We start from the raw sequence: 12,682 nt of genomic DNA, 5'->3' as shown, positions 1-12,682 counted from the left end.
TGAAGTTTGTGCGCCCTCAGTAATCCTCGGTGTCGATGGAGGCGTTCATCGACTGCGAGTAGCGGTGGCCGCTGACGGTCTGCTGGTTGATGATCTCTCCGGCGCGGGCGATCACGTCGGGGGCGATGTCCAGCGTCAGGGTGGCGTGGTTCTGGTCGAAGTGGGCGGCGGAACGGGTGCCGGGGATGGCGTGAAGATGTTCGCCCTGCGCCAGCACCCAGGCCAGCGACAGCTGCGCGGGGGTGGCCCCGGCCTCTGCCGCAAGCGCCGCCAGCTGTTCGATCAGGGCCAGGTTCGCGGGCCAGTGTTCGGGCGAAAAGCGGGGCATCGACAGGCGGATGTCCTTGCCGCCCAGCGCCTCGGGCGCGGTGATGTCGCCGCACAGCGCGCCGCGTCCCACCGGCGAGAACGCGACGAGCGCGATGCCCAGTTCGCGCGTGGTGTCCAGCACGCCCAGCTCGACGTTGCGGGTCCACAATGAGTATTCGGTCTGCACCGCCGCCATCGGGTGCACGGCATGGGCCTCGCGGATGTGCGCGCTCGACCATTCGGAAACGCCATAGGCGCCGATCTTGCCCGCTTCGATCAGCCGCGCCATCGCCCCTACCGACTCCGCGATCGGCGTGTCGCGGTCCAGGCGGTGCATGTAGAACAGGTCGACATGGTCGGTGCCCAGCCGCTTCAGGCTGGCGTCGATGGACGCGGTGATCGCAGCCGGGCTGCAGTCGGTCCCGCGCCGGTCGCCGTCGATGACGATGCCGGTCTTGGTGGCCAACAGGAACTCCTTGCGCCGGTCCATGATAGCCTCGCGCAGGATTTCCTCGCTGACGCCCATGCCATAGATGTTGGCGGTGTCGAAGTGGTCGCACCCGCCGTCCAGCGCGTGGCGGAACAGGGCCACCGCATCCTCGCGGGGCGGCGGCGCGCCATAGGCCCAGGCGACGTTCATGCATCCGAGGCCGATGGGGGCGACTTCGCGACCGGCGAGAAGGCGATTGGTCATGGCAGATCCTGTATCCGGGAGGAAACCGTCAGGTCGGGCAAATCGCGGGAGCAGTCAAGCGCGTGCGGCGCGCGGCACTTGCAGAGATTGCACACTGATGTGTGCAAGTAAGTCGCAATAGCGATGGACATGGCTTGGCGGCACCCTATCTATCCTGCCAACGACATTGCATGAGCGAAGGAGGTCCAAGGTCCATGGAAACACGCCGCGAATCCGACAGCATCGGTGAGATCGACGTCCCGGCAACCGCTTACTGGGGTGCCCAGACCCAGCGCAGCATCGAGAATTTCCCCTTTGGCGACACCGAGCGCATGCCGATCGCCATCGTTCATGCACTGGCGCTGGTGAAGCAGGCGGCGGCGCGGGTGAACCGCAAGCACGGGCTGGACGGCAAGATCGCCGACGCCATAGAGGCCGCCGCGCAGGAAGTCGTCTCGGGCAAGCTGGACGACCAGTTCCCGCTGGTGATCTGGCAGACCGGTTCGGGCACGCAGTCCAACATGAACGTCAACGAGGTGATCGCGGGCCGCGCCAACGAAATCCTGACGGGCACGCGTGGCGGCAAGTCTCCGGTCCATCCCAACGATCATGTAAACATGGGCCAGTCATCCAACGACAGCTTCCCCACCGCGCTGCATGTGGCGGCGGCGCGGGCGGTGACCGACCGGCTCTATCCCGCGATCGACCGGCTGCATGCATCGCTGGATGCCAAGGCGCAGGCGTGGAAGGACATCGTGAAGATCGGTCGCACGCACCTGCAGGACGCTACGCCGGTGACGCTGGGGCAGGAGTTTTCCGGCTACGTCCACCAGATCTACCGCAGCCGCAAGCGTATCGAACCGGCGGTGTCGCACGGCATGACCGCGCTGGCGCAGGGCGGCACTGCCGTCGGCACTGGGCTGAATGCGGCGCCGGGTTTCGACGTGGACGTGGCGCAGGAACTGGCCAGCCTCACCGGCCTGCCGTTCCGCCCGGCCGAGAACAAGTTCGAGGCGCTGGCGTCCAACGACCCGCTGGTGCACCTGTCCTCCACGCTGGCGACGCTGGCGGTGGCGCTGACCAAGATCGCCAACGACATCCGCTGGCTGGGTTCCGGGCCGCGATCGGGCCTCGGCGAACTGGACCTGCCCGCGAACGAGCCGGGCAGCTCGATCATGCCTGGCAAGGTCAATCCCACCCAATGCGAGATGCTGACGATGGTGTCGGCGCAGGTCATCGGCAACCACCAGGCGGCCACCGTGGGCGGCCTGCAGGGCGCGTTCGAGCTGAACGTGTTCAAGCCGCTGATCGGCGCGGCGGTGATCCGCTCCATCGACCTGCTCTCGGTCGGCATGGAAAGCTTCGCCGAACGCTGCGTCGACGGGATCGAGCCTAACCGCGCCCGCATCGCCGAACTGCTCGACCGCTCGCTGATGCTGGTGACGGCGCTCGCGCCCGAGATCGGCTACGACAATGCCGCCAAGATCGCCAAGCACGCACATGCGCAGGGCCAGACGCTGAAGGAGGCGGCACTGGAACTGGGGCTGGTGGACGAAGCGACCTTCGATCGCGTGGTGCGCCCCGAAATGATGGTTTGAGGGTAACGTGGCCCTGCCGGAGGGACTTTGCTCAGGTTGAGCGTGGCGAAGTCCCGTCGGCAGGGCGGGACGATTTGTTCCCGGTCGCAGGTATGACAGGGTTGGAAATCCGGTGCAGGATCGTGCAGAGCGGGCGCCGATTCTGCCGCCGCCGGGGCGGGGCGCACTTTTTTCGGATTTCACGTCGCTTGTCGCGGCAAGGGGGAGCGGGCGTGACTATGCAGACTGCAACGACTGTCGATGGCGCAGAGGTGATGCCCACCGGCAGGCTGGACCGCCAATTCGCGCTTACCGCGCGCGGCACCACCGTGCGCACGGAAGTTCTGGCGGGCGTGACCACGTTCCTGACGATGGCCTATATCGTGCTGGTCAATCCGGCGATCCTGGGCAGCGCAGGGATGCCGGTCGCCTCGGTGGCGGCGGCAACCTGCTTTGCGGCGGCCTTCGCATCGATCCTGATGGGATTCGTGGCCAACACGCCGCTGGCACTGGCGCCGGGCATGGGCCTCAACGCCTATTTCAGCTTCACCGTGGTGCAGCAGATGGGCGTGCCGTGGCAGGTGGCGCTGGGCTGCGTCTTCATTTCGGGCGTCGCGTTCCTGCTGCTTACGCTGACGGGCGTGCGCCAGCTCATCGTCAATTCGATCCCGCCGTACCTCTTCGCGGCAGTGGCCGGCGGCATCGGCATGTTCATCGGCTTCATCGGGCTGAAGGGAGCGGGCATCGTCGTTGCCAATCCGGCGACATTCGTGGCGCTGGGAGACCTCAAGGCCCCCGGTGCGGCGCTTGCGCTGTTCGGGCTGGTGGTGATCGGCGCGCTGTCGGTGTGGAAGGTGCGCGGGGCGATGCTGGTCGGCATCGTGGCGACCTCCGTGGTCGGCTGGCTGGCCGGTATGGTGACGGTGAACCCTGAACCCTATTCGCTTGCGGCGCTGACCGGCACCGCGTTCCAGCTGGACCTTGGCGGTGTCTTCGGTCTTTCGGGCAAGCATGGCCTTGGCCTGGTCGAGGTGCTGTTCGTGTTCCTGTTCGTCGACCTGTTCGACAATATCGGCACCCTTGTCGCCGTGACCAAGCGGGCCGGGCTGATGGATGCGGCAGGGCGCATTCCGCGCCTGAACCACATCCTCGTCACCGATGCGGTCGCAACCATGGTGGGCTCGGTGGCGGGCACCAGCACCGTGACCAGCTACGTCGAAAGCGCCGCTGGCGTGCAGGAGGGCGGGCGCACCGGCCTGACTTCGGTCGTCACCGGCGTGCTGTTCCTGGCGACGATGTTCGTGGCGCCTTATGCGCAGATGATCCCGCTGGCGGCGACCGCTCCGGCGCTCATCATCGTCGGCGGTCTGATGCTGCTGCCGCTGACCGAAGTGGAATGGGAAGACCCGCTGGCGGCCATCCCCGCATTCCTGACGGTGGCGATGATTCCGCTGACCTTCTCCATCGCCAACGGGCTGGCGTTCGGCATCACGGCGCACGTCCTGCTCAAGATTGCACGCGGTACGATCACGCGCAAGGATGGGTTCGTGCTAGTGCTGGCGCTGCTGTTCGTCGCCCGTTTCGTGTGGATGGGCGGGGCCTGACGCCCGCCGTATCCCTCGATCGGGTCAGGCGAGGCTTGTCGAAAGCCCATCGGCTGGCGATATGGGCATGACCATGACCATGACCGATCTCGACCAATTTATCGCCGGCCTGCCGAAGGCCGAACTCCATCTCCACATCGAGGGTAGCCTCGAACCCGAGCTGATGTTCGCACTGGCGCAGCGCAATGCCGTTTCCATTCCCTATGCTTCCGTAGAAGAAGTGCGCGCGGCTTACGACTTTTCCAACCTGCAGGACTTTCTGGACATCTACTATGCGGGCGCGGACGTGCTGCGCACCCGTGCGGATTTCCACGATCTGGCAATGGCCTACTTCGCGCGGGCTGCGGCGGACGGAGTGGTCCACGCGGAGATCATGTTCGATCCTCAGACCCACACCGATCGCGGCATCGCGTTCGAGGAGGTTATCGAGGGGCTGCTCTCCGCCATGGCCGAGGCGGAAGTGGAATACGGCCTGACCTCGCAGCTGATCCTCTCGTTCCTGCGTCACCTGTCGGAAGAGGCCGCCTTCGCTACGCTGGCGCTGGCCGAGCCGTGGCTGGACCGCATCGCGGCAGTGGGGCTGGACAGTTCCGAAGTCGGCCACCCGCCCGCCAAGTTCGCCCGTGTGTTCGCGGCGGCGCGTGACAAGGGCCTGAAGATCACCGCCCATGCCGGGGAGGAAGGTCCGCCCGCCTACGTGCACGAAGCGCTCGACCTTTTGGGCGTCGATCGCATTGACCACGGCAATCGCGCGCTGGAAGACGACGCGCTGGTGGCGCGACTGGCGGCAGAGGGCATGACGCTGACGGTATGCCCGCTGTCCAACCTCAAGCTGCGCGTGGTTAACGACCTTGCCGACCATCCGCTCGACCGGATGCTGGCGCAGGGCCTGAAGGCCACCGTCAACTCTGACGATCCCGCCTATTTCGGCGGCTATGTGGCGGACAACTACCGCGCCGTCGCCAAAGCGAGGGGCCTGTCGCGCGCCGATCTGGTGACGCTGGCGCGCAACAGCTTCACCGGATCGTTCCTGCCGCCCGAGGTGGTGGAACGGCATCTGGAAAAGCTGGACGCCTACGCAGCGGCATAGTTCCACGTCGTCCCGGATCTAGTCCGGGACGACGTTACTCCTTACCCCGCCTCAAACGTCCTGCGCGCCCAGCCAGTGTTCGTTTTCAGGCGGCACGAAGTTGACGATGCGGTCGATCATCGTTTCGGGGTCTTTCTCGACGATCAGCATTGCGCGGTGGCGGGGCTGGAGGAAGCCTTCCTCCACCACGTTGTCGATAAACTGGCGCAGGCCCGTGTAGAACCCGTTGACGTCCAGCAGCCCGACCGGCTTGTTGTGGTAGCCCAGCTGGGTCCAGCACCATGCCTCGAACATTTCCTCGAAGGTGCCGATGCCGCCGGGCAGGGTGACGAAGCCGTCCGAGAGGTTCGCCATCATCGCCTTGCGCTGGTGCATGGTCTTGACGACGTGCAGTTCGGTGATGCCCTGATGGTCGTGTTCGCGTGCGCGCAGGGCTTCGGGGATGACGCCGATGACTTCGCCGCCCGCCGCGCAGACCGCGTCGGCGACCACGCCCATCAGGCCGACCATGCCGCCGCCGTAGACCAGACCGATGCCGCGCTTTGCCAGCAGGGTGCCGAATTCGTGCGCGGCTTCGCGGTAGAGAGGGTTAACGCCGGCGGAAGAGCCCAGGTAGACGCAGATCCGCATGGTTCAGCCCAGCCGCTCGGGAACGGAGCGGGCCTCTTCGACGATCGCATCCTTCGTGCTGACCGATTCCCAAGGGAACACGAACCAGCGCTTGTCCTCGTCCCGGTCGATGGCATCGACGTAGAGTTCGGCCACTGCCTTGGACCGGGTGTTGTTGATGAGCACAGCGAAGCGCAGGTTGTCGGCGTCGCAGCCGTTGTCGCCCAGAAGGTTGCGGATGTATTCGATGGTGCCGCCGCTGTCGTTGATGTCGTCCACGAACAGCAGGCGTCGGCCTTCCGCGCTCATCCCGGCGACCTTGCCCAGCAGTTCGTCGGCAAAGCCGGGAACCTTGGCCGAGTGGTCGATCGAAAGCATCGGCACATCCAGCTGGTGCGAGATGTAGACCGCAGGAACCAGACCGCCGCGACCCACGCCGATGATGAATTCGGGCTGCCATGCGCCCTCATGCACCTTGCGCGAAAGCTGGCGCACCTTGGCGAGGAACTCCTCGTAATATTCGAGGTAGTGCAGTTGCGGTTCTTCGGTGTGGCTCATACGGAGCGAATCCTGGTTCGGCGATGTAGGGAAAGGTGTGCCGATAGGGGCACAAGGCTGCAAGGGCAACCCTTGGCCCCGCACGCGCCTACAGCGTCGATTCGGCGTAGCTGAGCCCGGCGAACCCGTTCTCGATTTCCGACAGGACAAGGCTGGCCGCGTAAGACGGCGTACGCGCCGTGTTGGTGCACAAGGCCAGCGTCATCGGCCGAAGCAGCGCGTCCGAGATGCGCGTGAACGCCACTTCGCCGCGCTTCACTTCGGTGATGACGTCAAGCGACGAAAGGATGCCGGTACCTGCGCCTTCCTGCACCAGCGACGCGATCATCTGGATGTTGTCGCAAGTGGCGACGCAGCGCATGTCCATCCCGGTGGCCCCGGCCAGCACGGCGATCTGCTGTCCGGTGGCAAGGCTGTCGGCAGGCACGATCAGCGGTTCGCCCGTGGCGGCGGAGAAGCGCGCCTCGCGCTGGGCGGCCAATGGATGGCCGGGCGGTGTCACGAAGCCCAGCGCCACTTCCACAAAAGCGCGCACGGTCAGGTCGCGATAGCTGTGCGGCTCGAACAGGATGCCGAAGTCGGCCTCGCCGTCGGCCACGGCCTTGCGCACGTCGTCGTTGGAGCCGACCTTCACCCCCACCGTGATGCCGGGGTGGCGCTGCTGGATGGAGCGGACGACGGCGGGGATGTAGCCCTTGGCAAGCGGGTCGATGATGGCAAAATCCACGTGGCCGCGTTTCAACCCGCGCAGATCCTCTATCTGGGCGCGCACGTCCTGCATGTTCTTCTGCCAGCGGTTGCCCGCTGCCATCATGACCTCTCCGGCAGCGGTCAGGCGCAGGCCCGTGGGCAGGCGCTCGAACAGCGGGGTGCCGATGTCCGTCTCGACGTTGAGGATCTGGCGCGCGATGGCAGAGGCCGACACGTTCAGCTCATCCGCCGCCTTGCGGATCGAGCCGTGGCGACCGACGACCATGAAATAGCGCAGGAAACGGGAGAAGGCGGGCATCGCGAAATCTGACCTGCTCTAATTTTTGCAACGGGCTGTGATGTTTGTTGAGTTTGCTAGCACTATCTCCCGCGCCCTACCACCGTTAGCAAGGCCGAAAGGTGCGAACCGCCGAACACGATTTCCCGATTTCTCCCTACAGGGTAGTCGTGGATCGGCGCAGGCGCACTTTCGGTAAGGGGCGCGCCGGTGCCGGGTAGATCCATCAGGCCGGGCGCGGGGGCGCCCCCATTTTTTCGGGGTTTGACTTAGACATGACTGCGATTCGATCCGGCCGGCCCTTTCGGGCTTCCCTGCGTGCGCTGGCGCTTGCCGCCGTTGCGGGAATGCTCGCCCCCGCTGCCGTGGCGGCAGAGCCGCCGTTACCGGAACTGCCCAAAGTCACGCCGATTCCGGTCAAGGTCATCGTCGTCGCCACTTTCGAGCCGGGCGAGGACAAGGGCGACGCCCCCGGAGAGTTCCAGGCCTGGGCCGAGCGCGAGCATCTCGACGAGGTGATCCCGGTCAAGGGCACACTGCACCCGCTGCTGCGCAACAGGGACGGCCTCTACGGCATCGTCTGGGGCAGCCCAGACACGATGATAGGCAGCGTTTCCGACCAGCTGACCGCGCTGCTGATGGACCCGCGCTTCGATTTCACGAAGACGTACTGGCTGTTCACCGGCATTTCCGGCGTCGATCCGCAGCTTGCCTCGGTGGGCAGTGCGGCCTGGTCGCGCTGGGTGGTCGATGCCGACAAGTTGCGCGAGTTCGACGACCGCGAGGTGCCCAAGGACTGGCCCTATGGCCTGTTCGCCATCGGCGCCGACCGGCCCAACATGCTGCCCAAGGCGACCGAGGACTTCGCCGGCTTCACCGACACGCGCAAGCTGGCGATGTCGGCGGAGCTGAACCAGGGACTGGCCTACTGGGCCTATGGTCTCAGCAAGGACGTGAAGATCCCGGATTCGCCCGAACTGCAGGCCGACCGTGCCCGCTGGAAGGGTTGGCCCAATGCGCAGAAGCCGCCGTTCGTGCTGCTGGGCGAGACGCTGGGCGGGATGCGCTACTGGCACGGCCCCGGCCGGACGCAGTGGGCGCGCGACTGGGTGAAGCTGTGGACCGGCGGCAAGGGCCGCTTCGCGATGACCAACATGGAAAGCCAGATCCAGCAGGGCTCGATCCTGATCGCGGCCAAGCAGGGTCTGGTTGATCCCGACCGGGTGATGGTGCTGCGCACCGGCTCGAACCCCTCGATGCCGCCGCCGGGCGTCTCCGCCGTCGACAGCGTTGCCAACGAAGGTGCGGGCCAGAAGGCCGCGTTCGAGGCGAACTATCTGGTCGGCGCGCCGGTCGTCCACGAACTGCTGAAACACTGGGACAAGTACGAGAACGCGATCCCCAAGGCACCTGTCGAGTGAAACGCCTGCTTTCCACGCTGCTGACGACGCTGACGCTGCCTCTGCTGGCATCCCCTGCCCATGCGGACGAGGCGGCGGCGTCCGCCATGCTGGACGAAGTTGCGGGCAACGCCGGTCGACTGCGCGTGTTCCTGCAGGCGATGCCCAAGGGCGGCGACCTGCACAATCACCTGGGCGGGTCGGCCTATGCCGAGGATATCCTGAAAGTCGCCGCTGCCAAAGGGATGTGCGCCGACGCCGGGATCACCCGCATCGTGCCGGGGCCATGCCCCGCCGCGCTCCAGATCGGCCCGATGGCCGAGAAGGATCCGTTCACGTATGCAAAGCTGATCGACGCGATTTCGACGCGCGGCTTCCAGAAGGGCATCGGCCCGGCACTGGTCTCGGGGCACAACCAGTTCTTCTCCAGCTTCCGCAAGTTCGGCCCCGCCGCCGATGGAGAGGACGCGCGCTGGCTTGCCGATGCTTTTGCCAGCGCGGGGCGCAACAACCTGCTCTACGTCGAACTGATGCACAATCCGGACAGCACGACGCCGTTCATGCTGTCTGCCCCCGATGCGCCGCTGGACGAGCAGGGCCTTGCCGTTGCCTACCGGCGCGACCTGCCCGCGGCTCAGGCGCTGGTCGCCCCGGCCATGGCCGAAGTCGATGCCGAGGAAGCCGCCGCGAAGCAGCGCCTTGGCTGCGGGACGAAGGCCGCCGATGCGGGCTGCGGGGTGGCGATGCGCTATCTCTATTCGGCCATGCGCGGACTGCCGCCGCAGGTGGCGTGGCGATCGATGCTGGCCGGGTTCGTGCTGGCGGACAGGGACCCGCGCTACGTCGGCGTCAACATCGTCATGCCCGAGGACGATCCCGTCGCCTTGCGCGACTACGACCTGCACATGGCGATGTTCCGCTTCCTCGAAGCGAAGTATCCCGGCGTCAAGGTCACCATGCACGCAGGCGAACTGGCGCTGGGACTGGTGCCGCCAAAGGATCTGGAGGATCACATCGGCAAGGCGGTGGCCGCAGGCGCGCGGCGCATCGGCCACGGCGTGGGCATCGCGTATGAAGTCGATGCGCCCGAGACGCTCGCCCGCATGGCGCGCGAGGGGGTGGCGGTGGAGATCAACCTCACCAGCAATGCGGTGATCCTGGGCGTGGAGGGCGGGGTGCATCCGCTGCATCTCTACCGCTCGATGGGGGTGCCGGTGATGCTGTCCACCGACGACGAGGGCATTCTGCGTTCGGACATGACCAACGAACATCTCCGCGCCGTGCAGCAGCAGGGTCTGCGCTACGCCGATCTCAAGGAACTGGCGCGCAACAGCCTGGAATATTCCTTCGCGCCCGGCGAGAGCCTGTGGGCAGGCGACCGCTATGGCCAGCCAGTGACCCCGTGCGCCTCGGACTTCGCCGCTGGCGCCTGCAAGGCGTTCCTTGCCAGAAACGAGAAGGCCCGCCTGCAGGCGCGTCTCGAAACCAACTTCATCCGGTTCGAGCAATCGCTAGACCGGTTCAGGCCCGAACGGGCCGCAGCGGGGAACTGAGTTTCCCGCTGCGGCGGCGCATTTGCCCGTCAGTATGCCGGCGCGTTGCCGAACTGGAAGCCGGTGGAAACCGCCCAGGCGAATGCGACGGCGATGGCGATGCCCACCAGCGCACGAACCGGCGACCAGCGCCGGTTCGCCGCGTTACCCTCGGCGCCCGCACGCCGACCCGTCAGCATCGGAAGCACCAGGTTCTGCCGTTTCCATACAAGGTAGAACAGCACCGCGACGACATGCAGCCCCACCAGGGCTAGCACGACGTTGAAGATCGTGGAATGCAGGTCCGCTGCTGCGGATGACTGGTCGAACGTCAGATAAGTGGCCAGCGGGCCATCGTAGAGCATGTCGATGTCGCTGGAAAACAGCCCGGCCGCCACCATCGCGCTCACCGCCAGCAGCATGGCGATCACGCTCCACCCGCCGAGCGGGTTGTGGCCGTCGGCATGGGGGCCGTGACGGCTGCCAAGGCTCTTCAGGTAGGCGAGCACCACGCGCGGCCCTCGCACAAAGCTGGAAAAGCGCGCAGGGGCCGGGCCGAAGAAGCCCCAGTAGACGCGGAACACCAGCAGCGCGAGGATGCCATAACCGGACAGGCGATGGCGTTCCAGGTCATGCTGCTCCCCGCTCCACCACGAAAAGGCGATGAGCGCTACCAGCAGCCAGTGGAACAGGCGGATGGCCGGATCCCAGACGGGTGCCGGGGCAGGCGCCGAGACGGGCGCGGAGCGGGTTGCCATTGCGGGCCTCAGTCGTCGGCGCGGAACTGCTTGTGGCAGGCGGCGCAGGTGCCGCCCACCGCCTTGAACTGTGCGCCGATCGCGGCGGCGTTGCCGGTGCCTGCAACGGCGACCAGCTTGTCGGCCTGCACGACATAGGCCTTCAGCGCGGCGTCGAACTGAGTACGGTTGCTCCAGACGGCAGGCAGCGCGCCGGTCTTGATCCCGGACGATGCGCCCGAACCGTTGGGGAACAGCCTGCCCTGCGCACGGCCCGTCGCGGCCAGAGTCCGCGCGGCGCCGACGGCCTTTGCCTTGTCGATGGTGCCGCTGGCCAGCTGGTCCTTCAGCGCCTTCATCGCGCCGCCCATCTTCTTGAAATTGGCCTGGCGGGTGGCGATCGCGGCAGCGGCGGGCGACGGGGCGGCAGATGCGGTGGCGGCCATCGTGCCGGTCACGTCGACCACGGCGGCGGACATGCCGAGGACTGCAAGCGAAAGCTTCCTGGTAAGCGTCATGGTGTGTCGATCCTGATCTGTTTTGGGATTCGAGGACGCCATGTGGCTAACACAGGTTGGGCGCTTCGGGCAAAGTCCCGTTCGCGAAATCGTCCCGGATCGCGTCCGGGACGATGATCGGCTTACAGCGAACCGATCGCCAGGAAGCGGTCTTCGCGCTGGCGCACCAACTCGGCGCTGGACCGCTTGCCCAGCGCATCCAGTTCGTGGCCGACCGCATCGGCCAGCGCGCGGGCGGTGGCGGCAGGGTCGCGGTGAGCACCGCCAACGGGTTCGGGAATGATGCCGTCTATGACCTTCAGGCCCAGCAGGTCCTGTGCCGTCACCTTCATGGCGGTGGCGGCATCGGCGGCCTTGTCGGGCGTGCGCCACAGGATCGAAGATGCGCCTTCCGGAGAGATCACCGAGTAGACCGAATGCTCCAGCATCAGCACGGTGTTGGCCGCAGCGATGGCCACCGCGCCGCCCGAACCGCCTTCGCCGACGATCACCGCCACCATCGGCACGCCCAGCGCCAGGCAGGCTTCGGTCGAGCGGGCAATGGCTTCGGCCTGGCCGCGTTCCTCGGCCTCAACGCCGGGGAAGGCGCCTGCGGTGTCGACCAGCGTGACGACCGGCAGGCCGAACTTGCTGGCCATTTCCATCAGGCGGATCGCCTTGCGATAGCCTTCGGGCTTGGCCATGCCGAAGTTGTGCTTGATGCGGGTCGCCGTGTCGTGGCCCTTTTCGTGGCCGATGACTACGACCTTGCGCCCGTCCAGCGTGGCAAGACCGCCGATGATCGCGGCATCCTCACCGTACAGGCGGTCACCGCCCAGCGCCACGAAATCGGTGAAGATCAGGCGCAGGTAATCGACGAAGTGCGGGCGCTGCGGGTGGCGGGCCACCTGCGTCTTCTGCCAGGGCGACAGCTTGCCGTAAGTCGCCTCCAGCATGCCGCTGCTCTTCTTCTGCAGCTTTTCGATCTCGCTCTCGATGTCGAGGTCGCTGCCGTCGGCGGTGGCGCGCAGTTCGGCGATGCGCGCTTCCAGCTCGGCGATCGGCTTTTCAAAATCGAGGAACGAAATCATGATCTTCCAGTCCGTGT

Annotated in this window: 12 protein-coding genes; 5 read left to right on the top strand and 7 right to left on the bottom strand. The window is 66.2% G+C overall.

Features of this window, described 5'->3' with window-relative positions; translation table 11 throughout:
• Positions 1 to 16: 16 nt before the first annotated feature.
• Positions 17 to 1,003: an aldo/keto reductase gene (locus GGR40_RS15040; RefSeq protein WP_429277071.1), complete on the bottom strand. Its 987-nt coding sequence runs from the start codon at positions 1,001 to 1,003 to the stop codon at positions 17 to 19.
• A 194-nt stretch (positions 1,004 to 1,197) separates the two neighbouring features.
• Here GGR40_RS15040 and fumC point away from each other — a divergent pair, with 194 nt between their 5' ends.
• From fumC to GGR40_RS15025, 3 genes are all read left to right on the top strand, one after another.
• The gene (fumC, locus tag GGR40_RS15035; RefSeq protein ID WP_429277070.1) at positions 1,198 to 2,580 is read left to right on the top strand and encodes a class II fumarate hydratase; all 1,383 of its coding nucleotides are present in this window, start codon (positions 1,198 to 1,200) and stop codon (positions 2,578 to 2,580) included.
• 218 nt (positions 2,581 to 2,798) lie between these two features.
• Positions 2,799 to 4,163 (top strand): NCS2 family permease, encoded by a 1,365-nt coding sequence (locus GGR40_RS15030; RefSeq protein WP_429277215.1) that lies wholly within the window; start codon positions 2,799 to 2,801, stop codon positions 4,161 to 4,163.
• A gap of 79 nt (positions 4,164 to 4,242) precedes the next feature.
• Complete coding sequence (locus GGR40_RS15025; RefSeq protein WP_429277214.1) at positions 4,243 to 5,253, top strand: adenosine deaminase; 1,011 nt, start codon at positions 4,243 to 4,245, stop codon at positions 5,251 to 5,253.
• Between the two features lie 51 nt (positions 5,254 to 5,304).
• Here GGR40_RS15025 and GGR40_RS15020 read toward each other — a convergent pair whose 3' ends face one another.
• From GGR40_RS15020 to GGR40_RS15010, 3 genes are all read right to left on the bottom strand, one after another.
• Positions 5,305 to 5,883, bottom strand: coding sequence for an LOG family protein (locus GGR40_RS15020; protein WP_429277069.1), 579 nt, complete (start codon positions 5,881 to 5,883; stop codon positions 5,305 to 5,307).
• Positions 5,884 to 5,886: 3 nt separating this feature from the next.
• The gene (locus GGR40_RS15015) at positions 5,887 to 6,420 is read right to left on the bottom strand and encodes a phosphoribosyltransferase (RefSeq protein WP_429277068.1); all 534 of its coding nucleotides are present in this window, start codon (positions 6,418 to 6,420) and stop codon (positions 5,887 to 5,889) included.
• Between the two features lie 88 nt (positions 6,421 to 6,508).
• A complete protein-coding gene (locus GGR40_RS15010; protein WP_429277067.1) occupies positions 6,509 to 7,429 on the bottom strand; it encodes a LysR family transcriptional regulator in 921 nt (306 codons plus the stop codon).
• Between the two features lie 254 nt (positions 7,430 to 7,683).
• On the opposite strand from GGR40_RS15010, the gene GGR40_RS15005 reads away from it, so the two are divergent.
• Together GGR40_RS15005 and GGR40_RS15000 are read left to right on the top strand one after the other, a co-directional pair.
• A complete protein-coding gene (locus GGR40_RS15005; protein WP_429277066.1) occupies positions 7,684 to 8,829 on the top strand; it encodes a purine nucleoside permease in 1,146 nt (381 codons plus the stop codon).
• Positions 8,826 to 10,361: an adenosine deaminase family protein gene (locus GGR40_RS15000; protein WP_429277065.1), complete on the top strand. Its 1,536-nt coding sequence runs from the start codon at positions 8,826 to 8,828 to the stop codon at positions 10,359 to 10,361. Before GGR40_RS15005 ends, GGR40_RS15000 begins: the two co-directional genes overlap by 4 nt.
• 29 nt (positions 10,362 to 10,390) lie before the next feature.
• Here GGR40_RS15000 and GGR40_RS14995 read toward each other — a convergent pair whose 3' ends face one another.
• From GGR40_RS14995 to GGR40_RS14985, 3 genes are all read right to left on the bottom strand, one after another.
• On the bottom strand, positions 10,391 to 11,098 hold the full coding sequence (locus GGR40_RS14995) for a cytochrome b/b6 domain-containing protein (protein ID WP_429277064.1): 708 nt from the start codon (positions 11,096 to 11,098) through the stop codon (positions 10,391 to 10,393).
• A gap of 8 nt (positions 11,099 to 11,106) precedes the next feature.
• Positions 11,107 to 11,595, bottom strand: coding sequence for a c-type cytochrome (locus GGR40_RS14990; protein ID WP_429277063.1), 489 nt, complete (start codon positions 11,593 to 11,595; stop codon positions 11,107 to 11,109).
• A gap of 122 nt (positions 11,596 to 11,717) precedes the next feature.
• On the bottom strand, positions 11,718 to 12,665 hold the full coding sequence (locus GGR40_RS14985; protein WP_429277062.1) for an acetyl-CoA carboxylase carboxyltransferase subunit alpha: 948 nt from the start codon (positions 12,663 to 12,665) through the stop codon (positions 11,718 to 11,720).
• Between the last annotated feature and the right edge of the window lie 17 nt (positions 12,666 to 12,682).

The sequence above is a fragment of the Novosphingobium gossypii genome (genome assembly GCF_050433305.1).
GTDB lineage: Bacteria > Pseudomonadota > Alphaproteobacteria > Sphingomonadales > Sphingomonadaceae > Novosphingobium > Novosphingobium gossypii.
The sequence above is the reverse complement of the archived record's forward strand: the minus strand, read 5'-3'. Positions and strand labels throughout refer to the sequence as shown.